The organism is Reichenbachiella sp. 5M10 (assembly GCF_002742335.1).
Lineage (GTDB): Bacteria > Bacteroidota > Bacteroidia > Cytophagales > Cyclobacteriaceae > Reichenbachiella.
Genome location: NZ_MDGR01000007.1, coordinates 4,118,833 through 4,141,265, shown reverse-complemented (window position 1 = coordinate 4,141,265; position 22,433 = coordinate 4,118,833). Strand labels below are relative to the sequence as shown.

At 46.5% G+C, this 22,433-nt stretch carries 18 protein-coding genes; 9 read left to right on the top strand and 9 right to left on the bottom strand.

All coding sequences use genetic code 11. The features are described from left to right. Positions 1-9: 9 nt before the first annotated feature. Genes BFP72_RS16825 through eat form a run of 3 tightly spaced genes read left to right on the top strand, consistent with a single transcriptional unit; the run spans position 10 to position 3,423 of the window. Entirely contained in the window at positions 10-1,380 is a 1,371-nt protein-coding gene (locus BFP72_RS16825; RefSeq protein WP_099600247.1) for an ethanolamine ammonia-lyase subunit EutB, read from the top strand. Continuing rightward, positions 1,377-2,132, top strand: a complete 756-nt coding sequence (gene eutC, locus BFP72_RS16820) for an ethanolamine ammonia-lyase subunit EutC (RefSeq protein ID WP_099600246.1) — start codon at positions 1,377-1,379, stop codon at positions 2,130-2,132. The genes BFP72_RS16825 and eutC overlap by 4 nt, the downstream gene beginning before the upstream one ends. Further along, a complete protein-coding gene (eat, locus tag BFP72_RS16815) occupies positions 2,113-3,423 on the top strand; it encodes an ethanolamine permease (RefSeq protein WP_099600245.1) in 1,311 nt (436 codons plus the stop codon). The genes eutC and eat overlap by 20 nt, the downstream gene beginning before the upstream one ends. A 44-nt stretch (positions 3,424-3,467) precedes the next feature. Here the strand turns inward: eat and BFP72_RS16810 are convergent, their stop codons facing one another. Then, positions 3,468-4,568 carry a TRAP transporter substrate-binding protein gene (locus tag BFP72_RS16810; protein ID WP_099600244.1) on the bottom strand — a complete coding sequence of 367 codons (1,101 nt, stop codon included), beginning with the start codon at positions 4,566-4,568 and terminating at the stop codon, positions 3,468-3,470. Positions 4,569-4,830: 262 nt separating this feature from the next. Here BFP72_RS16810 and clpB point away from each other — a divergent pair, with 262 nt between their 5' ends. Continuing rightward, the gene (clpB, locus tag BFP72_RS16805; RefSeq protein ID WP_099600243.1) at positions 4,831-7,455 is read left to right on the top strand and encodes an ATP-dependent chaperone ClpB; all 2,625 of its coding nucleotides are present in this window, start codon (positions 4,831-4,833) and stop codon (positions 7,453-7,455) included. Between the two features lie 270 nt (positions 7,456-7,725). Then, the gene (locus BFP72_RS16800; protein ID WP_099600242.1) at positions 7,726-10,047 is read left to right on the top strand and encodes a chondroitinase-B domain-containing protein; all 2,322 of its coding nucleotides are present in this window, start codon (positions 7,726-7,728) and stop codon (positions 10,045-10,047) included. 76 nt (positions 10,048-10,123) lie between these two features. On the opposite strand, the gene BFP72_RS16795 is transcribed toward BFP72_RS16800, so the two are convergent. Continuing rightward, the gene (locus tag BFP72_RS16795; RefSeq protein WP_099600241.1) at positions 10,124-10,495 is read right to left on the bottom strand and encodes a DUF1801 domain-containing protein; all 372 of its coding nucleotides are present in this window, start codon (positions 10,493-10,495) and stop codon (positions 10,124-10,126) included. Between the two features lie 217 nt (positions 10,496-10,712). Between BFP72_RS16795 and BFP72_RS16790 the strand changes: the two genes are divergently transcribed. Next, positions 10,713-11,705, top strand: a complete 993-nt coding sequence (locus tag BFP72_RS16790; RefSeq protein WP_099600240.1) for an aspartate-semialdehyde dehydrogenase — start codon at positions 10,713-10,715, stop codon at positions 11,703-11,705. A gap of 65 nt (positions 11,706-11,770) precedes the next feature. After that, positions 11,771-12,952, top strand: a complete 1,182-nt coding sequence (locus BFP72_RS16785) for a class I SAM-dependent methyltransferase (RefSeq protein ID WP_099600239.1) — start codon at positions 11,771-11,773, stop codon at positions 12,950-12,952. Here BFP72_RS16785 and BFP72_RS16780 read toward each other — a convergent pair. Next, positions 12,932-13,708: a hypothetical protein gene (locus tag BFP72_RS16780; protein ID WP_143520111.1), complete on the bottom strand. Its 777-nt coding sequence runs from the start codon at positions 13,706-13,708 to the stop codon at positions 12,932-12,934. The genes BFP72_RS16785 and BFP72_RS16780 overlap by 21 nt on opposite strands. Positions 13,709-13,880: 172 nt before the next feature. On the opposite strand from BFP72_RS16780, the gene BFP72_RS16775 reads away from it, so the two are divergent. Beyond that, complete coding sequence (locus BFP72_RS16775; protein WP_099600237.1) at positions 13,881-14,429, top strand: YfiT family bacillithiol transferase; 549 nt, start codon at positions 13,881-13,883, stop codon at positions 14,427-14,429. Between the two features lie 52 nt (positions 14,430-14,481). Here BFP72_RS16775 and BFP72_RS16770 read toward each other — a convergent pair whose 3' ends face one another. From BFP72_RS16770 to BFP72_RS16750, 5 genes are all read right to left on the bottom strand, one after another. Then, entirely contained in the window at positions 14,482-15,327 is an 846-nt protein-coding gene (locus BFP72_RS16770) for a peptidylprolyl isomerase (protein ID WP_099600236.1), read from the bottom strand. Further along, complete coding sequence (gene hemC / locus BFP72_RS16765) at positions 15,328-16,254, bottom strand: hydroxymethylbilane synthase (protein WP_099600235.1); 927 nt, start codon at positions 16,252-16,254, stop codon at positions 15,328-15,330. It lies immediately after the preceding gene. Further along, complete coding sequence (locus BFP72_RS16760; RefSeq protein ID WP_099600234.1) at positions 16,251-17,378, bottom strand: ATP-binding protein; 1,128 nt, start codon at positions 17,376-17,378, stop codon at positions 16,251-16,253. The genes hemC and BFP72_RS16760 overlap by 4 nt, the downstream gene beginning before the upstream one ends. Further along, positions 17,375-18,556 carry a GlmU family protein gene (locus tag BFP72_RS16755; protein WP_099600233.1) on the bottom strand — a complete coding sequence of 394 codons (1,182 nt, stop codon included), beginning with the start codon at positions 18,554-18,556 and terminating at the stop codon, positions 17,375-17,377. The genes BFP72_RS16760 and BFP72_RS16755 overlap by 4 nt, the downstream gene beginning before the upstream one ends. A 68-nt stretch (positions 18,557-18,624) precedes the next feature. Continuing rightward, positions 18,625-18,870, bottom strand: a complete 246-nt coding sequence (locus tag BFP72_RS16750) for a type B 50S ribosomal protein L31 (RefSeq protein WP_099600232.1) — start codon at positions 18,868-18,870, stop codon at positions 18,625-18,627. Positions 18,871-19,093: 223 nt separating this feature from the next. Here BFP72_RS16750 and BFP72_RS16745 point away from each other — a divergent pair, with 223 nt between their 5' ends. Continuing rightward, entirely contained in the window at positions 19,094-20,764 is a 1,671-nt protein-coding gene (locus BFP72_RS16745; protein ID WP_099600231.1) for a hypothetical protein, read from the top strand. Between the two features lie 81 nt (positions 20,765-20,845). On the opposite strand, the gene BFP72_RS16740 is transcribed toward BFP72_RS16745, so the two are convergent. Beyond that, complete coding sequence (locus BFP72_RS16740) at positions 20,846-22,387, bottom strand: hypothetical protein (protein ID WP_099600230.1); 1,542 nt, start codon at positions 22,385-22,387, stop codon at positions 20,846-20,848. Between the last annotated feature and the right edge of the window lie 46 nt (positions 22,388-22,433).

The window sequence follows — 22,433 nt, the reverse complement described above, 5'->3', positions numbered from 1 at the left end:
CGTATTGACATGAAATACCAAAGCCGTGTAGGGAATTTTTCCTACTCATTTTCTGATCTCAAGACGGTGCTTGCCAAAGCCACGCCCGAGAAGTCAGGGGATGTGTTGGCTGGGGTAGCCGCTGAGAACGAAAAGGAGCGAATGGCTGCACGACTCGTGTTGGCAGATATGCCTTTGAAGCAATTCGTGGAGGAGCAGGTGATTCCGTACGAGCAGGACGCAGTGACACGGTTGGCGATCGACAGTTGGGATCAAAAGGCTTTTGCCCCTATCAGTCATTTGACAGTAGGAGGGTTTCGGGATGAGTTGCTGGCCTATGAGTCGGATGGCGAGTGGATTCGAAAGATCAGCCAGGGGTTGCTGCCAGAGATGGTTGCTGCGGTGAGCAAGATCATGTCCAACCAAGACCTCATCCTTGTGGCCTCTAAAATCAGTAAGGTGACGCGATTCAGAAACACCTTGGGGCTAAAGGGACATTTTTCTACTCGGTTGCAGCCCAATAATCCTACAGATGATCCGAAGGGAATCATGGCGAGCACAATAGATGGATTGATGTACGGTGTAGGGGATGCTGTGATTGGGATCAATCCAGTGTCGGATCATGCACAAAGTACCCGAAACCTGCTGGAAATGCTGGAAGAACTTCGTGTTCGTTTTGAGATTCCTACGCAGACATGTGTGCTGTCACATATTACCACTACCCTGTCGCTGATCAATGCAGGAGCACCTGTGGATTTAGTGTTTCAATCCATTGGCGGAACCGAACGAACGAACCGAAGTTTTGGAGTGACGAAAGAATTGTTGGATGAAGCGTATGATGCTGGGAAATTGTTGGACCGGGGTACTGTGGGTCAGAACTTGATGTACTTCGAGACGGGTCAGGGGAGTGCACACTCTGCAGGAGCACATCATGGGGTCGATCAGCAGACCTGTGAAGTGAGGGCGTATGCGCTGGCGAGGCATTATAATCCGCTGCTCGTCAACACAGTGGTGGGTTTCATTGGTCCAGAGTATCTCTACAATGGGAAGCAGATTATCCGAGCGGGTTTGGAAGATCATTTTTGTGGCAAACTGATGGGACTGCCTATGGGGTGTGACATCTGTTACACGAACCACAGTCAAGCGGATCAAGACGATATGGATAACTTACTGTCCTTGTTAGGGCTAGCGGGATGCAATTTCATCATGGGGGTCCCTGGAGCGGATGATGTGATGTTGCACTATCAAAGCACTTCTTTTCATGATCAGCTGTACATTCGCCAATTGATGGGACTGAAATATGCCCCAGAGTTTGAGCAATGGTTGCAACGGATGAGTCTAATCGACGAACACGGCCAAATGCTAGAAGGTAAATCGCGTCATAAACTGTTGTACTTATGAGTAAAGGAGACCCTTGGAAAGGCTATCGAGACTTTACGAAAGCGCGAATCGCATTGGGTAGAGCAGGGGGGAGCTTGACCACAGAGGAGCGCTTGGCTTTTCGTAGGGACCATGCGCTGGCTAGAGATGCAGTATGGTCTGAGCTGGATACCGGGTCTCTTTTGACCCAAATCCACGAGATGGGGTATGATACTATGTTGCTCAGAAGTCAAGCGATTGATCGAGAGCAGTACATTCAAAGGCCTGACTTAGGACGGCTGCTAGATGCTGAGTCCGAAGAGAGTCTTCAGAAGCAACAGTCCGGCTATGACATCAGTATCTGCCTAGTAGATGGCTTGTCTGCCATGGCCATTGCGCAGCACGCATTGCCTTTTTTGCGATGCTTGTTACCGTTATTGAAGGGCTATACGATTGGTCCTTTGGCTGTGGTGCAGCAGGGACGTGTGGCGATTGGTGACCCCATTGGGCAGCATAATCAGTGTCAAGTCTGTGTGGTACTCATCGGTGAGAGACCTGGGTTGACCTCTCCCTACAGTATGGGAGCTTACATGACCTACTCACCCAAAGGAGGCTTGACAGACGAAAGACGAAACTGCATCTCAAACATACGAACGGAGGGGCTCAGTTATGAGAGGGCTGCTCAGAAACTCTGTTTTTTGATCACGGAGGCAATACGAAGAAAATTATCGGGAGTCGATTTGAAAGATACATATGAGGACCAACTACTCAACTATGACAGAACAAAAGAGTGAATTGAAGAAGACCTTAGGGCCCTTGATGTTATGGGGGCTTGGTGTAGGGTATGTGATATCTGGGATGTACTTTGGATGGAACCTCGGCCTAGCCGAAGGCGGTACGCTGGGGCTTGCAGTGGCGACTTTTTTCATCATTGTGATGTATGTCACCTTTACCTTCAGTTATACAGAGATGGCTTGTGCGATTCCCAAAGCAGGAGGAGCATTTGACTATGCTCGAATGGGACTCGGCAAGCACTGGGGCTATTTAGCAGGCATGGCTCAAAGCATTGAGTTTATCTTTGCGCCTCCAGCGATAGCTGCTGCGATAGGAGCCTACCTTCATATGTTTCTGCCTCAGGTCGACGTGATGACTATTGCCATTGTGGCTTATCTGATATTCACTGGGCTCAACATGATAGGGGTTCGTTCGGCAGCTTATTTTGAGTTGTTTGTCACGGTGCTAGCGGTGGTAGAATTATTGATATTTTCAGGAGTCAGTTTTACGGCATTTGATGTTGAAAACCTGAAGCGAAATGCCCTACCCAATGGTTGGGGAGGTGCTTTCGCGGCGATACCATTTGCGATATGGTTCTTCCTAGCGATCGAGGGAGTGGCCAACGTGGCAGAGGAGACTAAAAATCCGCAAAAGAATATACTGAAAGGTTTCGGATCAGCCATTGTGACGCTAGTTGTTCTGTGTGTTTTGACCTTCACTGCCGCCGTTGGAGTAGCGGGCTGGGAAGCGGTCGTCTATCCCGAACCGGGAGCCACAGCATCCGATTCTCCATTGCCGTTAGCCTTGGCGCACATCGTGGGTGAAAACAATGTGCTGTATCACCTTCTGATTACCATAGGGTTGTTTGGGCTTATAGCTTCTTTTCATGGGATCATCTTGGCTGCTGGCCGTTCGACTTTAGAATTGGGGAGGGAGCGTTATGTGTCTCCTTTCGTAGGTAAAGTCCACCCCAAAACACAAACCCCAGTCAATGCACTGATTGTGAATATGCTGATAGGGATCATCGCGCTATTGACGGGCAAGACAGGTGAGATCATCACTATTGCATGTTTCGGGGCGCTGACACTCTACATAGTCTCCATGGTTGCATTTTTTGCTTTGCGCAAAAATCATGCAGAGATGGAGCGTCCTTTTAAAGTGCCGCTTTATCCTTATTTTCCGGCGATTGCTCTTTTGATTGCCGTTGTAGCTATGATCGCCATGAGCGTTTACAACCTGGAGTTGATGCTGATTTTTTGGGTGATCGTGGGGGTAGGCTATGTGAGTTTCAGGTGGTATCAGCGGAGTTGACATTCGTGCAAAGAAGCTGATCTAGGGGTGAGTTTTTGTTCAAATTAAATCTTCCCTTCACTCACCTTGCTCCACACCTCCGCTTTCTTGCGGTAGGCTTGAAAATGCTCATAGACCTTTTTGCTTTGGGGGTCCGTATCGATCATCTCGGTGATCACCTCTTTGGAGGCTTGGCGCAGGGGCGCCAGTACTTCGGGCGAAAAGGCACGAATATCGACACCTTCGTCGATCATTTTTTGGAGATAAATCGCGTTTTGAGCATCGAACTCCAGGAGCATCCATTGATTGAGGCGCATGATGGTTGCATAGAGGATTTCTTGAAGGTCTTTGGGTAGCTCGTTGTACTTGTCCTTGTTCATGGCCATCTCTAATACCGTACCAGGTTCGTGCCAGCCGGGGAAGTAGTAGTGCTTGGCGACCCGATGAAACCCCATCTTGTAGTCATGATAAGGGCCGATCCATTCTGTCGCATCGATCACACCACGCTCTAGGTTGGTGAACAACTCTCCTCCAGCCACGAGGACTGAGGTGCCTCCGACCTTGTTGATGACCTTGCCTCCGATACCAGGCATTCGGATTTTGAGGCCTTTGTAGTCTTCGATGGTGTTGATTTCTTTGTTGTACCAGCCACCTGCTTGCTGGCCGGTGTTGCCTCCAGGTAGTGGGATAAGGTTGAAGGGCGCGTATATTTCTTCCCAGAGTTTTTGTCCGTCAGCATTGAGTATCCAGGTGTTCATCTGCTGAGCAGACACCCCAAAGGGGATAGACGAAAAGAAGGTTGCTGCGGGAATCTTGCCCGCCCAATAGTAGCCCGATCCACTCATCATCTCTACCGCACCATGACTCACGGCATCAAAGCACTCCAAGGATGGAATCAATTCTCCCCCTCCATACACCTCGATTTTGAGGCGACCTCCACTCATTTGTTCCACCCATTTGGCGAGGAGCTTACAGCCTTCTCCCAATACAGGAAAATTAGGTGGCCAAGTCGTGACCATCTTCCATTGGTAGTTATTGTTGAAATTGATGTTTGGGGTTTCGATGGGGGATTTCTCGGTGGTACAGGATGCGAATGCACCCGTCACTCCTGCCGCCAAGGCTAAACTCCCTGCCTTGATGAATTTTCGTCTATTCTGTTCTGACATATCATGCGATTAATGGATCGAAGATAAAGAAAAAGCCCTATTAGTTCTCGGGTCATTTTTTCTAACTTTCTAAAGTATCCACGACTATGCGTGATAACAGGGAGCTACATATCTGTCATCCTGACTTGTTTTTGTGTTAGACACGTCCGATATCGGACACAATGACTTGATTTGAGTCAAAAATCAAAATGGAATAAGAATTGATGAAACCCTATCGCCATTCACATCGAAGGGATGAGTACCAACATAAACAAAGAAGAAAATGAATTTTAATCAATACACAGTCAAATCACAGGAGGTCATCAACAAGGCCGGGGAGATTGTATTGGCGCATGGCCAGCAAGCCATCGAGCCTGCGCATATCCTCAAAGCCATCGTGGAGACCGATGAGAATGTCATAGGATTCATTGTCAAAAAGCTGGGCATCAACAAGGAACAGCTTAGCATCAGGATAGATGAGGTCACGGCGAGTTATGCCAAGGTCAGTGGTGGACAGCCCTACCTATCCAATGAATCCGCCGCTGCTTTGCAAAAAGCAGAAGCTATTGCGAAGAAGCAAAAAGATGAATTTATAGCCATCGAACACTTGATTCTAGGTGTCTTGGCCGGAAAAGATAAAGCCGCTGCGCTACTCAAAGAATTGGGATTCAACCAGAAAGATTTAGAAGCGGCGATACACGAACTAAGAGGAGGAAACAACGTGAATAGTCAAAGTGCAGAGTCCAACTATCAATCACTTGAGCGATACTCCAAGAACCTGAATCAACTGGCCAAGGACGGCAAGATTGATCCGGTGATTGGTCGCGACGAAGAGATCCGACGTGTCTTGCAGATTTTGTCTCGTAGGACCAAAAACAACCCTATGCTGATCGGCGAACCAGGAGTCGGTAAGACTGCCATCGTAGAGGGCATGGCGCAGCGTATCGTCGACGGGGACGTACCCGAAAACTTGAAATCAAAGACCTTGATTTCCTTGGACATGGGAATGCTCGTCGCGGGTGCCAAATACAAAGGGGAGTTTGAGGAGCGGCTCAAAGCTGTCATCAAGGAGGTGCAAGACTCTGCGGGAGAGATCATCCTGTTCATCGATGAGATACACACCCTCGTCGGTGCGGGTGGCGGAGAAGGCGCCATGGATGCGGCCAACTTGCTGAAACCAGCGCTGGCACGTGGCGAACTACATACGATCGGTGCGACCACACTCAAGGAGTATCAGAAATACATCGAGAAAGACAAGGCGCTCGAACGTCGATTCCAGACCGTGATCGTCGATGAGCCCAACGAAACAGATGCTATTTCTATCCTGCGCGGGATCAAAGACAAATACGAGTTGCATCACGGTGTACGCATCAAAGACGATGCAGTCATCTCAGCAGTGGAGTTGTCGAGTCGCTATATCTCTGATCGCTATTTACCAGACAAGGCGATCGACCTGATGGATGAGGCTGCCGCCAAAATGCGGATCGAGATCGACTCCATGCCCGAGGAGCTGGACGAACTCAACCGCAAGATCATGCAGTTGGAAATCGAACGTGAGGCGATCCGTCGGGAGAAAAACAAAGAAAGAGAAAAAGTGCTCTCACGAGAAATCTCGGACCTGTCCGTACGCCGTGATGACCTCAAGGCCAAGTGGCAGAATGAAAAATCTGTGATCACCGGTATCCAGCAAGAGAAAGAGAACATCGATAAGTTCAAAATCGAAGCGGAGCAAGCGGAGCGTGCAGGAGACTTTGGGCGTGTGGCGGAGATACGCTACGGCAAGATTCAGGAGAGCGAAAAGAAACTCGAAGAACTGAAGGTCAAACTCGTAGAGATGCAGGGCGAAAGTACCCTGCTCAAAGAAGAAGTAGGAGCCGAAGATATCGCAGAGGTGGTTGCCAAATGGACTGGTGTGCCGGTACAAAAGATGCTGCAAAGCGATAGAGAAAAGCTTCTGCACCTAGAAGAGGAGTTGGGAAAACGCGTCGCAGGACAGGAGGAAGCCATCGAGAGTATCTCTGATGCGGTGCGTCGCAGCAGAGCAGGCTTGCACGATCCACAGCGCCCGATTGGTTCGTTTATCTTCCTCGGTACGACGGGTGTGGGTAAGACGGAGTTGGCCAAAGCCCTCGCGGACTACCTCTTCAATGACGAAAATGCCATGGTACGGATCGACATGTCCGAGTACCAAGAGAGTCATGCGGTGAGTAGACTCATCGGAGCACCTCCTGGGTATGTGGGATACGATGAAGGAGGTCAGTTGACTGAGGCGGTGCGAAGAAAACCCTACTCTGTGGTGCTTCTCGATGAGATCGAAAAAGCTCACCCAGATGCCTTCAACGTTTTGTTGCAGGTGTTAGATGATGGGCGATTGACGGACAACAAGGGCCGAATCGCCAACTTCAAGAACACGATTATCATCATGACAACCAACATTGGAGCGGGGTTGATTCAGGACAACTTTGCACAAATGGACTTTGACAATGAGGACGAGATCATCGATAAGACCAAACGCGAAGTAATGGAGATGCTCAAGAAGTCGGTGAGACCGGAGTTCTTGAACCGGGTCGATGAGACCATCGTCTTTAGACCACTGGATCGTGCCAATATCCGAAAAATCGTCGAGATACAGTTTAGACTAATCAAAAGGCGTTTGGCTGAAAACGGCGTGAAGCTTGAAGCTTCGCCCGAGGTACTGGATCGATTGGGAGAGCTGGGGTATGACCCGCAGTATGGGGCTAGACCGCTCAAGCGTGTCATCCAAAAGCAGATTCTCAACGAGCTATCCAAACAGATACTCGGAGGCAAGATCAGCAATGAGGCGGTAATTGGTATCACACTCAATGACGACAGGGAGATCGAGTTTATCAATCTCGATGAGGTCGAAATAGAGAAAGAAGTCAAGTAGCAATAAGTGAAAGGCCAGTTCGAAAGAGCTGGCTTTTTTATGTAAAACTATTTCAAACAGCGAAGATGCATTTATGCTTGTCTGAGTGATCCAAGGGATGGGCTTCGTAGCTTTTGGGGGATATAATAGGACGAAGCGTGCCAATTTCCAGTCTCTATTTTCTCATCTCGAATAATATATCTATATTGGTTGACCAATTTATGATCGTCCAAAAAAACACGTTTTAGGCGTTCTAGTCAAGAGCAAAGATTATAATACAAAAGGAAAGCAATGAGAAGGAATATTATTTTACTAGTAAGTATGATATGGTTGGCTGTCGCATGCCAACAAAGCACCAACAATAGCGGTTCGCTCGTCAGCGACGCGACAGAGCTGCAAGCTGCATTGGACAAGGCCAAGGCAGGGGATGAGATCATCATGGCCAACGGCATATGGAAAGATGTCCTGATCAGATTTTCGGGTCAAGGAACAGCAGAAGCACCGATCACCCTGCGTGCCGAGACCGCTGGAGAAGTATTCATCGAGGGGGAGTCAGATTTGAAATTCGGAGGAGAGTATCTAGTGGTTAGTGGATTGTATTTTCGCAATGGCTACACTCCGTCCAATGCGGTAGTTGACTTCAAGTTTGACAAAGACCAAGTAGCGAACCATTGTCGAATCACCAATACGGTCATAGAGGGATTCAATCAGATGAGTCGTGATAGAAAAGACCACTGGGTGGAGTTTTGGGGTCGAAACAACCAAATGGATCACTGCTATCTTGCCGGCAAATCCAACGAAGGTCCTACTGTTCGGGTAGAGATCAAAGGCAGAAGAAACATCAAGAATTTTCATCAGATCGTCAACAACCACTTTGGCCCACGCCCAAGAAAAGGAGGACCCAAGGGGGAGACGATTCAGTTGGGGGATAGTTTTAGTTCTATGTCTCCGAGCAACACTACAGTAGCCAACAATCTTTTTGAGGAGTGCAATGGAGAGGTGGAAGTCATTTCGAGCAAGACGAACTTTAATGAGTTTCGAAACAACGTATTTTACAAAAGCGAAGGGTCACTCGTTACCCGTCACGGCAACTATTGTACAATTGATGGCAATTACTTCATCGGGGATGAAAACTCCGAAAACATAGGAGGAATCAGACTCATCAATACGGGGCATGTTGTGACCAACAACTATTTTTATAAGTTGAAGGGCAAAAGCTTCAGAAGCCCACTGGCGGTGATGAATGGAATACCTAAGTCACCACTGAACCGCTACAATCAGGTGACGGATGTCATCGTGGCATACAATACCTACATTGACTGCCCTTCGCCTTGGCAGTTTGGAGTAGGAACCAACATCAGCCAAAAAGAGGTGCTACCTCTATCAGAAATCCGGTCCGCACGGCCAATTCGTACTGTGGTGGCCAACAACATCATCTACAATGAAAAGGGAGATGCCAATCCAATCGTAGAACATGACAAAGCGGATGGTGTGACCTTCGCCAGCAACGTGATTGAAAACCAAGGCGTGGAGTATCCTCAGAGAGAAGGGGTGATTACAGGAGATATCTTATTGACGGAAGTTGGTCAGGATGTGTATTTTCCTCAAATCAATAAGCCAGAGGTAGAGCCTTATGTTGGTTTCGAGTTTGATCAGTTTACAAACGACCTTTTTGGAAATGTACGTAGAGGCAATTCAAGCATTGGCGCAATGATCAAGGCACCAGCGGGTGACCCAATGATTTTGGATAAATCCAAATACGGTGCAACGTGGTATTCCAATGAAAAGCCAATGAGAGAACCAGCGTTGTTTGAAGTGAAGCCAGAAGAGGCTGATTTGATGCAGAAATTGGCGGAAGCCCAAGCAGGAGATATCGTGGTGATGACACCTGGTGTTTACGAAATCACCGAATCATTGGTGATTGACAAAGCGATTACCATCCAGTCCAAGGATGACAATGATGCAGCTACGATCCTATATTCAGGAGCTCCAGGCACACCTGCCTTTGCCATGCATCCTCAGGGAGAATTGACCTTGTCTCAAGTGAATTTGAAGGGAACAGGTGCCCAACAGGCCTTTGCTAGTTTGGAGAAAGACATGTCGAGTCATTACAACCTGACCGTACTCGGCTGTGCTATCAGTGATTTTGATTACGTCTTGAAGGCCTATAAGCAGACTTTCGCCGAGGAAATCACTTTCATGAATACTTCGATTGCCAAGTGTCAAAACGGGCTGGAACTTTCACAGGAAACCAACGACAAAGGAGATTACAATGTCGAGTTCTTGACGATCGAAAATTGTGCATTCAGCCAAATACAAGCCAACGTGATAGACTACTACCGAGGGGGCTATGACGAGTCGACGATTGGTGGCAACCTATCAGTTGCCAACAGTACCTTCACCCAATGCGGTGGAAAAGAGAGTAACGGGATATTGCTCAACACGCGAGGGATCGTCAATGTGAGAATCGAAAACAATACTTTCCGCAATAACCCAGTCAAATTGGTCGCTTTGCTTTGGGGTGCGAAAAACAATACGCACGCGAACAATGCGATCACGAATTCGGGCGAAATCCGTGTAGAGGAAAATCTAAAACTGACATTGGTGTACTAAGTATCTAAGAGTACTCCTACTCAAAAGAAGGTCTTGTCAAGCATGGTTTTGGCAAGACCTTTTTTATGCAATGCCATCATCCGAGTTTCATGGGTTTATGCTCTACGGTCTCGTCGAGTAAGTAAGCTTCTTGTAGGATGGGGTGGAGTAGTGACTCATCGATTTCATCGACAGAACCATAGGTGATGCCTGCCATTCTTTTTCTGTCTTTGAAGTCCAAAGCACCGGATTCATTGGACAGCTCTCTGGCTCGCCAAAACACGATCTCTACCGTTCCATCTTTCATGGAGTTGAGGTGACAGACAGGATTCTTTATTTTGTAGCAGGGCAAACTGTAGCTGATCTTTCCTTGAATCTTTGGGTGTTGGGAGATCATGCGATGCAGCTGCTCGAGTATTGCCGCTTGCTCGGGTGGTTTGCTATAGATGTAGGAGTGGATGTCTTTCATGTTGTATGCGATTGGATGGAGTTAGGAAATATAGATCAGCAAGGTGTGAATAGAAATAAATCTGTTAGAATCTTGAGAGAGTCAAGGTATTGGGTTAAGATATTAACAAAACAGTTCGTTTTTTGACAATTATTAAGGATGCCGCTAGAGATCAATTGCTTCTTGTCTGAATTGAGCTAATTTTGTCCTCAGATAGAATACAACGAAAAGGAACATCATGAAACTTGCAGTAGTAGGAGCAACAGGACTAGTCGGATCAGAGATACTAGAGGTGTTGAAAGAAAGAAATTTTGAATACGACGAATTGTTATTGGTCGCGTCTGCCCGCTCAGCAGGCAAGCAGATCGAGTATCAAGGGAAGACTTATACGGTGATTGGTTTGGAAGATGCAGTGGCAGCCAAGCCTGATATTGCTATCTTTTCAGCGGGAGGAGGGACTTCTCTGGAGTGGGCACCTAAGTTTGCCGAGGTAGGTACGATCGTCATCGACAACTCTTCTGCATGGAGAATGGATCCTACCAAGAAATTGGTCGTGCCAGAGATCAATGGTGATGCGATTACCATAGATGACCGCATCATTGCCAATCCCAACTGCTCTACTATTCAGATGGTATTGGTGTTGGGCCCATTGCATGAGAAATATGGAATCAACCGTGTGATCGTATCTACCTATCAGTCTGTGACTGGCTCTGGAAAAGGAGCGGTGGATCAAATGATGTCGGAGCGCGCAGGAGAGACACCAGAAATGGTCTACCCCCACAAGATTGACATGAACGTACTGCCCCATATCGACGTATTCCAAGACAACGGCTATACCAAAGAGGAAATGAAAATGACCAATGAAACGGTCAAAATCCTCAGAGACGAAAAAGTAAAAGTATCGGCTACTTGCGTGAGGATCCCTACGATGGGAGGTCACTCAGAGGCGGTCAATATCGAGTTTGACAATCCATATGATTTGGAGGAAGTGAAAGCGATTTTGTCCAAAGTGCCTGGCCTAGTGATCCAAGATGATGTGGCGAACAATATCTACCCCATGCCATTGACGGCTCACAAGAAGGACGAAGTATTCGTAGGACGTATCAGAAAGGATGAGTCCAAAGAAAATGCACTTAACCTGTGGATCGTAGCTGACAACTTGAGAAAAGGTGCGGCTACTAATGCGGTTCAGATCGCTCAGTACGTCACCGAAAACAACCTGGTGTTGTAAGACATTCCTATTTTAGTAGGGGCTGGTTCGGATTTGTATAAATTTGGATCAGCCTTTTTTTGTATATGATCAAAGCACTCTTGACTCCTGCCGTACGGCAATTTATCCATGAGCACAGGGAGGATAACCCAGCTCAGTTGGCATTACTTGCCAGTAAGTACCCAGATATTCCTACTCAGCTAGTGGCACATCAGGTCAAGTGTTATCAGCGAGCCAAAGTCAAGCTTCCAACTTTTGCAGAGACTGATGGGATTGTATATCCTGCGGGCGTGTCTTTGGAGCAAAGTTCGTCTGAAGCTACAGCACAATACAAAGCACGGTTGATTGAGGGGAGGTCTTTGACTGATCTGACGGCAGGTTTTGGGATCGATTCCTATTATTTTTCGAGAGAGCTCGAAAAAGTAGTTGCTGTAGAGAAGAACCCTGGTTTGACACCTGTAGTGACACACAATTTTGAGGTCCTTGGTGTGCAAAACATCACGTACGTACAAGCGGAGGCTATTGACTATCTCGAGAATGAATCCGAGCCAACAGCAGCTTATTTTATAGATCCAGCAAGACGGGATGATGCCAATCAAAAGCTCCATCGAATCGAAGATTGCCAGCCCAATATATTGGAACTTGTACCCTGGCTCCTGAAACGAAAAGCAGAGGTGTGGGTCAAACTGTCTCCGCTATTGGATATACATCAAGCACTGGGCCAGTTGGTCAATGTCTCGGAACTTCATGTAGTCTCGCTGCACAACGAGTGCAAGGAATTGTTGTTTAAGTGTGAGGCGGCATATGCCGGAGAGACGGTGGTTCGGGCGGTAAACCTGACCAAATCAGGAGCGGATGTATTGCGCTTCACCTATGCGGAGGAGGGGCAGGCTGTGGGCTATAGTGAGCCTCTTCGCTACATCTACGAACCCAATGCATCCATCATGAAGGCGGGTGGCTTCAAATCCGTGGCTAGGGCATACGGGCTTCTAAAATTGCAGAGAAATTCTCACCTCTACACCTCATCGGAGTGGGTGGATAATTTTCCTGGAAGGGGCTTCTTGCTTGAGGCGGTGACTGTGCTCAACAAAAAGAAATTAAAGCCTTATTTGCCAGCCAATAAAGCCAATATCACCGTCCGAAACTACCCGAGCACCATACAGGAGATACGAAAAAAAACCTCCATCAAAGACGGAGGTTCTGTATACCTGTTTGCTACGACGTTGATGGACGGCAGCCCAAGGGTGCTAGTCTGTACTCGCGTTTGATCCGTTTACGGTTTCATCAAAAGCGTTGAGTAGTGCATCTTGTCCAGCAAGTTTTTCTTGGATAGCACCTTGCAAGTAGTTAGGTATACTTTGGCCAGCTTCTAATTTGCTCTTTACATCGGCTAGCATATCAAGTAGTTCTTGTTTGTTTTCGAGCTCAGTTGCCTCTACTGAGGAGATCAAGTGGTCTATTTTTGAAGCATCGATCTGTGCGGCTATTTGCTCTACATGTGCGGCTGATTGAGCACCGATGCAGCTGTTGTAGTCTGCGATGATTTGCTCCAGATTGGATTTGCTGTATTCTCCTTCGTCGATTTTGACTGAGACCTCTTTACAGTCTTCAAGAAATTCGGCCAGACGCTTTTTGAAGCCAATGTTGCTGATGATGTGCTGACGACCATCCATGGTCACGAGGAGTTGTCCGGCATATTCCGAGCTGTTGAGCTCTAGATCGATGTAGCGGTAGAGGCTGAGATAATCTCCTTCAATTTCTACTTGCATGAATTGGTATCTTCCGTTGAATTTGACGGTGACATATTTGTCGTCTTTTTTGTAGATCTCTCTTATATCTGAGGCCAGAAACCGTTGTTTATCTTTTTTGTTTTTGACGGCTACACGGTCTGTATCATACTTGCCGCCATTTTGAATGATGATTTTGCCAACGAGCGTGTCGAGTTTGGTGGTGATGACTTTGTCTTGTGCGAAGGCACTGATCGTGGTGACCAAAAGGAGTGTTGTGAATAATTGCTTCATCATGCGTTTCTTAATTTTGCTCAAGCTTATAAAAAATAATTGAATTTGGCCTACGCCAAAGCGTCATATATAGACTAAGAAGGGGAAGGTTTCTTTAGGAAATGCTCTTCGGGTGTTTTGTGTTGCCTAGAGACAATTTGTAGAGTATTTGGTTTTTCTATCGTATTTTGGTGACATGAATGAATCCCAACTTTATGCACTTAAGTTTCCCTTGGGCGAATTCGATGATTCGATACATGTGGATGCAGAGGCAGTCCAAAATTGGATTGCAGAGATTGCAAGTTTTCCTCAGCGAATGAAAGACTTGACGGAGGGCCTTTCGGTTGAGCAGAGCAATTGGCGTTATCGCCCAGAGGGATGGACGATCAAGCAAGTGGTACATCACTGTGCAGATAGTCACCTCAATAGCCTCGTACGGTTCAAACTTGCGCTGACCGAGGAGGAACCAAAGATTCGTCCTTACTACGAGGACCGCTGGGCACAGCTGGTCGATGGGCAGGACGATGATTTGAGTTACTCGTTGATGCTTTTAGAAGGATTGCACTATCGCTGGGTCAAGCTACTGCGTGGTTTGAGTCCCATAGATTTGAAGCGTGGGTATTTGCACCCCGAGTTTGATAGTCGGGTGGCATTGGAGCAAGCGATAGGGCTATATGCTTGGCATGGAAACCATCATTTGGCCCATGTGCGTCAAGCGGTAGCTTTTAGGGGAGAATTTCTGTGATTCGGGACAGAAGACAGAGGAGATGTCCTCCGTCTTCTAGGTTTTGATTAGCTTATTTTTCTGAAGGGTATTCGTACCCATAGAGTTTCGTGATTTTTTTCTTGGAGAGCATTTCTACTTCCATAGTCATGAAATAGTCTTCTGTTGGTTTGTCTCCACGACCGGTTTGAACCGCAGCGATTTGGTCGATCACATCCAAGCCTTCTACTACTTTGCCGAATACCGTGTATTCATTGTCTAGATGGGGAGTTCCTCCGATGGTAGTGTAGGCTTCTTTTTGTTCATCGGTGAGTGCTGTAGGCTTGTAGATCTCGTCTACCTGTTGCATGACGATGGCGATGATAGAGTCGACGGCAGCTTGTTTGCCCTCCTTTTGAAATGTACGAGCATTGTCGAGATACTCTTGATTTTCTGGTTTTTGAATGATTTCACCAAACAGTTCATTCTTTTTGCCCATGTTCATTTGTTCTTGGTAGGCGTCTATCTCTTCCGGACTATAAACTTTGCCTTGGATGATATAGAATTGACACCAGCTTGATGCCTTTTTAGGATTGATATTGTCTCCTTGGCGCGCAGCGGCGAGGGCTCCTTTTTCGTGGATGTACCCTTGGCTGAGTTCTGCAGGGATCGTTTTGTTGCTACGTTCTCCGGTTTTGGCATCTATGTCGCCCCCTTGGACCATAAACCCCTCAATCACTCGGTGAAATGTCGTGCTGTCATAATCTCCAGACTCTGCGAGATCTATGAAGTTTTGCTTGTGCAGAGGGGTTTCGTCATAGAGTAGGACTTTCATGTCTCCAAAGGTTGTATGTATCGTGACGAGATAGTCTTTGCGGTCACTGGCGCAAGAGACCAGGATACTAAGAGATAATGCGAGTAGTGCGATGTGTTTTTTCATTTATTCTTCAGCTTGTTGTTTTCTTATTTGATCCAATATTTCACGTCCACCATGATCGAGCACGTATTGAGCCAGAGTTTGTCCGACTTGTGTCGCAGAGCTAGGGAGAGAAGTGCAGGTCTTCGAGACCTGTGTCTTGCCGTCCAGACTGATGATTCCTCCTTGTAGCGAGAGAGTGTCTCCATGGAGTTGGGCCCGTCCGAAGACGGGTATGCTACAACCACCATTCATGACTTTGAGGAAGCTGCGTTCTGCAGTGAGGCAGGTTTCCGCTTTTTCGTCATTGACGGCTTGACGAATGACGGCCCGTTTTTCGGGAGAGATGTCTCCATATACCTCTATGGCGACACTGCCTTGCCCGACAGCCGGCACGAATTCGTTCGGGTCGAAGTGGTGTACCATCATGTCGTCGTACCCCATACGATGAGCTCCAGCGTAGGCAAGCCACAGCGCATCACATGCGCCATCTTTCATTTTTTTGATCCGTGTCTGGAGATTTCCGCGTACAGGTACGGTTTGTACTTGAGGAAAATGCTTCCGTAAAAACGCAATTCTACGCGTAGAGGAGGTGCCTAGCACCAAATCTTTTTTGTCCCAACTGATCGGTTGATGGCTGACGAGTACATCGTGTTCTTTTTCCCTTTCACTAAAGGCAATGAGCTCAAAGCCATTGGGGAGTGTAGAGGGCATGTCTTTGGCACTGTGAACTGCAATGTCTATGGTTCTAGACTGCAGTTGCTGTTCGATTTCTTCGGTGAAGACGCCTTTGCTACCGATCTTCGAGATGCTTACATCGAGGATTTTGTCCCCTTTGGTTTCGATGGTAATGATCTCCGAGTCTACGCCCAGAGCGGCGAGGCGGTTTTGGACATAGTAGGCTTGCCATAGTGCTAGCTTACTCCCTCTTGTTCCTATTTTGATGTTCATTTGGCAGTCATGATGCGACCGATCGTCAGCGACAGGTCCATGAATAATATGCGCACGTTGGCGTTTCGGTCGAGGTGGTAGGCGGCTTGGTTGAGCTCTTTGCTGATGCTCTCCAGCTTGTCTGTGGTGAGCGCTTTTCCAAAATTGGTAACGAACCCTTGTTCTTCGTTGTTCAATTTCAATTTTTCATCTACCATGTATTGAGATACCAGAGAGTGACGAATCATGTTAATGGCATATTGCAAAAACAGTTTTTGTGTCGTTTTGTTCATTTTGAAGAACAGGTCGTTGGCTTGGTTGATGGACGTATAGTCTTTGGTCCAGCACTGTCTCATCCAATCTCTGAAGAGTACATGTGCGTCGTCTTCAGCACTGTCGACATTCTCGAGAGCCGCTTTGATGCTGCCTTCAGCGAGAACGGCGAGCTTTTGCGCTTTGTCGGCATCCATTGATAGATGATGAGTTAGATATTGAGCGACATCTGCATCATCGAATGACGGGACTTTGAAGAGCTGGCATCTAGAGAGAATAGTGGTCAGTAATTTTTCATAATCATTGGTCACGAGCAGAAACAGTGTTTTTTCTGGAGGCTCTTCCAAGATTTTGAGGATGCCATTGGCAGCCGAACTATGCATGAACTCTGGGAGCCAGATGATGAGGACTTTATATTCTGCTTCAAAGGATTTGAGAGAAAGCGACTTGACAATGTTTCGACTTTCTTCTTTGGAAATGTTGGCGTTTTTGTTTTCTGCGCCGTAGTGGCTGCTCCAGTTTTCAAGAGCACCGTACTTGTTGGCAGAGAGATACGTTCGCCATTCTTTTAGGTAGCTCGAGCTCACGACGTTTTTTCCAGTGATGCTTTTGGTAGAGCTGACTGGATAGACGAACTGCAAGTCTGGGTGGATCAGTTTGTCGATTTTGGCGCAGTTGCTGCATTGGCCACAAGAATCGTCTTCGCTGCGGTCTTGGCAGTTGATGTAGGCCGTATAGGCGAGAGCGAGCGCCAAGTTGGCTGAGCCTTGTTTGCCATAAAACAACTGCGCATGTGCGACATGATTGTTGCGGATGGCGTTGATGAGCTGGCTTTTGGCTTCTTCTAGACCTGGGATATCAGCGAACCTCATGATGCTTTGTTTTGGCTTTCGTCAAAGATATTTTTTAGTAGCGCTTGCATTGCGAGGCTGCAGCTCTTGCCCTTGCGTTGCATCACGATTTCTGCGGTTTCGATTGCTTTGTCGAGCTCGTAGGCCATCATGGAGCGATCTCCTCCCCATGTGAAGGATTTGATACGCTTGCGCGGAAACCCTGAGCCAAAGATGTTGGAGCAGACACCGACAGTTGTACCAGTATTGAACATGGTGTTGATGGCTGATTTGGAGTGGTCTCCCATGATCAGGCCACAGAATTGAAGCCCAGTATCGATGTAGCTTTGAGAAACTTCATCCCACATCTCGACAGGAGAGTAATTGTTTTTGAGATTGGAGTTGTTGGTGTCAGCGCCGAGGTTGCACCACTCTCCGAGTACGCTATTGCCGAGAAATCCGTCATGTGCTTTGTTGGAGTTTCCATAAATGACTGAATTGGAAATTTCACCTCCTATTTTGCATCCAGGCCCGACAGTGCTTCCTTCACGGATTTTGGCATTCATGTTGATGCGTGAGCCTGCTCCCAGAGCAAAAGGACCACGGATGGCTGCTCCTTCTTGGATTTCACTGTCTTTGTCTAGGTAGATAGGGCCATTTTCTGCATTGAGTATGGCTGCTTTGATGGTGACACCTTCTTCGATGAAGACGTTTTCGGGTGCATAGACGATGGTGTGTGGGTCACTGATTGGGGTACTTTGTCTCCCAGCAGTGAGTAGCGCAAAATCTGCTTTGATTTCTTCTGCATTGCGCAAGAAGATGTCCCAGGCTCTGTGGATATGTATGATGGGTTCATTGTACTCAATTTTTTTACTCTCTTGGCCAATGGTATGGCTGGCCAACGAGAATTGCCCTTTGACAGCAATCAGTAAGTCGCCTTGATATAAAGCAGTTTCGTCATGGAGCGCAAGGATAGCTTGGATCAACTTGTCACTAGGGCATATACAGGCATTGATGAGTAGCTCAAACTGGTCGCTTTGGGGAGGAAATAGCTCGGAGAGACTTTCGTGAGTGAGATACGAAACCTTTTGCTGCATGCGTTTTTCCCACTTTTCCCGAATGGTGAGTATGCCGATACGGAGATCAGCGATAGGGCGTGTGAGTGTCAAGGGAAATAATTTCGACCGATGTGACGGCAGGTCGATGAGAGCTATGTTCATGGGGTAAAAATAAAAAAGTCTCCAAGAAGTAAATCTTGAAGACTCCAATATTTTGAATCCAAAAAGGATTATTTCTTCTTGTATCTTTTGTTGAATTTCTCAACTCTACCAGCAGTATCCACAAATAGTTTCTTGCCTGTATAGAATGGGTGCGAAGCAGAGCTAACTTCAATTTTAACTACTGGGTATTCCTTACCATCTTCCCACTCGATAGTTTCGTTTGAGTTCATAGTAGACTTAGTCATAAACTTGAAGTCACTTGATGTGTCAAAGAAGATCACATCTCTGTACTCTGGATGAATGTCTTTTTTCATTTTATTATGGTTTTGATTTTGTCCATGGTTTTTGCCATGGCTCTATTATTTCGTTATTCCAGTCCTTTTAAGAAAAGGATTGCAAAATTATGCATTGAGTTTGGAAAAACAAACACGATTATGTAAATACTTTTCTGTTTATCAGCCTTTTATTGCAAATAATGAAAGGGCTAGTTCTATACTCAGAGAGAAATATCTATCATTGTTTATAAAAACAGGAGTAATGATAGGGAAGAATGTTTTGATAGGGTTGTTGCTAGGGATGCCGCTGTGGAGTATGTCGCAAAGTGTGTATGCTCCTCTCGATCAAGACTATTATCACAAGGTAGATCGTGGAGAGGTGCTCAATAAGCGCTTTAGCCCAGAGATACACTCGAGTGACAAACCTTATCGTAGGGTGGATATTGTACGGCAGGTAGACTCTCTCTCTGTCAATCCAGCCAACAAAAGTTATTTGTTGAAGGACAACTGGGAGTATGTCGAAGGGGGAGAGGAGATGGCAGCAAGTCGCAAGCCTTTTTTGAAGTGGTTTTATAGGAGCAAACCGGACATGTACTATGTCAAGACCAAGGATTTTCTACTCAAGGTCAGTCCTGTTCTCTATCTCTCGGCGGGCCATGATGCCAATGCAGCATCGACTCTATACATCAATACACGTGGGATCGAACTGCGTGGTAGCATCGATGACAAAGTGGGCTTTTACAGTTATGTCGGGGAGAATCAAGCCGTGTACCCACAGTATGTCCAAGATTATATCGCAGATCGGGGTGTTGTGCCCAACGAGGCGTTTTGGAAGAAATATGGAGACACTGGTGGAGTGGATTTTTTGTCTGCTCGCGGATACTTTACATTCCAAGCAACCAAACATATAGGTGTGCAGTTCGGCTATGACAAAAACTTCATAGGCAATGGTTATCGATCCATGCTTCTGTCGGACTTTGCGGCCCCCAGTACTTTTTTGAAAATCCAAACCAAGGTATGGAGAATTCAATACACCAATTTGTTTACAGAGCTTGTGGCAGATGCACCTTATTCGAGTTTTGGGTCCAATGGGACGGAGGCTTTTCCAAAGAAATTCATGGCTGCTCACCACTTGAGCATCAATATTACTGACAACTTTAATCTAGGAGTTTATGAGGCGATCATGTTTCACCGTGGGGATAGCACGAGTTCAGCTTTCGAATGGAACTACCTCAACCCGATCATGTTTTATCGCTCGATTGAGCAGTTTACAGGTAGCCCGGACAATGCTCTCTTTGGTTTGGATTTCAAGTGGAACGTACTGAAAGGCGTACAACTCTATGGACAAGGGCTTTTGGATGAGTTGGTCGTGAGAGAGCTGAAGTCAGGTGAGGGATGGTGGGGGAATAAGTATTCGCTCCAATTGGGGGCCAAATACATGAATGTTCTCGGAGTACGCAACTTGGACCTACAGGGAGAGTATAATGTCTCACGGCCTTTTACCTATGCTCACGAATCTATTTTTACCAATTACGCACATTATAGGCAGCCGTTGGCCCACCCGTTAGGCGCCAACTTTCAAGAAGCGGTATTCATCGTACGCTATCAGCCGATCAAATACCTGTACCTGACTGCCAAAGCCATAGTCAGTAACTATGGCACGGACCCTGTGGGTGAAAACTATGGTGGGGATGTGCTCAAAGATTACAATACGCGTACGCAAGATTATGGCAATACCATCGGTCAAGGTGTCGGCAACCAACAGTTGTATGTTGACATGATGGCCAGCTACATGCTACGGCACAATCTTTTTGTGGACCTACGTCACATCTATCGGGAGCGATCGAGTGACGATATTGCTCTGTCTCAGACGACGAATTTTACTTCGCTTGCCATTCGACTCAACATCGCAGCGAAGGATCATAGCTTTTAGACTGGCTAGGTGTTCAAAGTGCTCAGAAACAAAAAAGCCACGAGTAGTTCCCGTGGCTAAGTGTGTGATGTGTTGATTCCTTTACTTGTTGTCCGCAGCTTCTTTGACTACCTCCAAGAAGGGACGGCTTGAAATCTTGCTTTCCAACCAACTCATGATGTCAAAATACAACAGGGGTTTCGATTCAAATTTGTCATCTTGCAGCGGTTCTAGGCTGAGACGAAGGTTTTTCAGCTCTCCTTTGAGATCCAAAGGCATGATGCTCTCAGAACGCTTGATAAACTGTAGAATGATGTTGTGGAATTGCCCGAGGATGTTGCGTTGTCTGAGGTAGACAAATGCACGCTTACGAATCTTTTCCAACTTCTTGAAATCTCTCATTTCGTAAAGAGCGATCACGTAGATGATGTATGAGAAACTCTTGAGATCTTCTCTCAAATGCTCATCGTGATCGGCGAGGATACGATCGAGATAGTCGATGCATTTGTCGTACTGCTGTAGTCCGAAATAGAGAATGGCGGATTTGTAGAAGATTACCAGTTGGTTGTTTCTATCGATGTATTCTAGGCTGTCTTCGATCTTGAGGAGATATCTGCCGAGGTTGTGCTCATGTTTCTTGAACTCCCCGTCCATAAAACATTTGTTGAGAGTCTGTATCGTAAGACACCGAAGAAGTAGCTGCTTGCTGTTCGAATCGATGGCTTTCATGTAGAGCTTTTCAAACTCTAGTAACTCTTCATAGTACATGTTGAACCGGTCTCGGTCGTTGATACGAAAGAGTGATTGCAAGAGGCGATTTAGTCCTCTTAGGAACTCCGCGTGGCGGAGGTGTGTCAGGTTATTTTCTTTGAAAATACTGACCCAAATCTCCGTATACTTGACACATGATTCGAAATCTTGGATCAAGTAAGAGTACCAATAGTAGGCGCGACACATGTTGTACTGTTCACTGAAGGACAGGTGAGCTTTGTCATACTCAGGCAAGCTAGAATAGAATAGTTTGTTGATTTTTTCTAACTCGTCCTCGCTGCGTGCCATGCCGCCTTTGAGGAATTGTGCCTTCATGCGGAGAGCCACTGAAAAAAACGACTGAGCCACATTGATTTTGTTGAGGATACTTTTGGTCTCACGGTCGAGTTTGAGTGTCGTAGTGGTGTCTAGAGTCAGCATCTGCTGATTTTCTATGTTCTTTTCGTAGTTGAGAAGTGCGAGTTTAAAAATATTTTTTTTGTAGTTGTTGGCGGTCAGTTTGATTTTATTGAGAAGCTTCATGCTCTCGTCATAGAGCCCTTTTTTGTACAAAAGGCGCACATAATCAAGGTTTTCTCGGAGCTGAATATCCACGTCAGATTTGAGATGACTAATCCGTAGTACAAGCAGGACCTGCTTGTATAGGTGGGATTTTAGGTTGGCCAATTGTGCTTTGCTAATATTTGACATCTTCTTGATGATGATTTTTTCATCATATTCATCTAATTTGTCTAAGATATCAAAGAGCGTAATGAACTTGACCTCACTTTCATCATTGATGCGACTCACGTAAAGCTTAAAACTTCGCTTTTCGGACTTGGTCAGTGACTTGATAAGTTGGAAGAGAGGCTGTGCGTTAGATTTTTTGGACATGATATTAATGGCATTATTTTTAATGTGTTAAAACACTGTACATCAG

Excerpts from the sequence above, each read along its gene's own strand:
- BFP72_RS16825 (WP_099600247.1), top strand. The coding sequence starts at position 10 with ATGAAATACCAAAGCCGTGTAGGGAATTTTTCCTACTCATTTTCTGAT.
- eutC (WP_099600246.1), top strand. The coding sequence starts at position 1,377 with ATGAGTAAAGGAGACCCTTGGAAAGGCTATCGAGACTTTACGAAAGCG.
- eat (WP_099600245.1), top strand. The coding sequence starts at position 2,113 with ATGACAGAACAAAAGAGTGAATTGAAGAAGACCTTAGGGCCCTTGATG.
- BFP72_RS16810 (WP_099600244.1), bottom strand. The coding sequence starts at position 4,568 with ATGTCAGAACAGAATAGACGAAAATTCATCAAGGCAGGGAGTTTAGCC.
- clpB (WP_099600243.1), top strand. The coding sequence starts at position 4,831 with ATGAATTTTAATCAATACACAGTCAAATCACAGGAGGTCATCAACAAG.
- BFP72_RS16800 (WP_099600242.1), top strand. The coding sequence starts at position 7,726 with ATGAGAAGGAATATTATTTTACTAGTAAGTATGATATGGTTGGCTGTC.
- BFP72_RS16795 (WP_099600241.1), bottom strand. The coding sequence starts at position 10,495 with ATGAAAGACATCCACTCCTACATCTATAGCAAACCACCCGAGCAAGCG.
- BFP72_RS16790 (WP_099600240.1), top strand. The coding sequence starts at position 10,713 with ATGAAACTTGCAGTAGTAGGAGCAACAGGACTAGTCGGATCAGAGATA.
- BFP72_RS16785 (WP_099600239.1), top strand. The coding sequence starts at position 11,771 with ATGATCAAAGCACTCTTGACTCCTGCCGTACGGCAATTTATCCATGAG.
- BFP72_RS16780 (WP_143520111.1), bottom strand. The coding sequence starts at position 13,708 with ATGATGAAGCAATTATTCACAACACTCCTTTTGGTCACCACGATCAGT.
- BFP72_RS16775 (WP_099600237.1), top strand. The coding sequence starts at position 13,881 with ATGAATGAATCCCAACTTTATGCACTTAAGTTTCCCTTGGGCGAATTC.
- BFP72_RS16770 (WP_099600236.1), bottom strand. The coding sequence starts at position 15,327 with ATGAAAAAACACATCGCACTACTCGCATTATCTCTTAGTATCCTGGTC.
- hemC (WP_099600235.1), bottom strand. The coding sequence starts at position 16,254 with ATGAACATCAAAATAGGAACAAGAGGGAGTAAGCTAGCACTATGGCAA.
- BFP72_RS16760 (WP_099600234.1), bottom strand. The coding sequence starts at position 17,378 with ATGAGGTTCGCTGATATCCCAGGTCTAGAAGAAGCCAAAAGCCAGCTC.
- BFP72_RS16755 (WP_099600233.1), bottom strand. The coding sequence starts at position 18,556 with ATGAACATAGCTCTCATCGACCTGCCGTCACATCGGTCGAAATTATTT.
- BFP72_RS16750 (WP_099600232.1), bottom strand. The coding sequence starts at position 18,870 with ATGAAAAAAGACATTCATCCAGAGTACAGAGATGTGATCTTCTTTGAC.
- BFP72_RS16745 (WP_099600231.1), top strand. The coding sequence starts at position 19,094 with ATGATAGGGAAGAATGTTTTGATAGGGTTGTTGCTAGGGATGCCGCTG.
- BFP72_RS16740 (WP_099600230.1), bottom strand. The coding sequence starts at position 22,387 with ATGTCCAAAAAATCTAACGCACAGCCTCTCTTCCAACTTATCAAGTCA.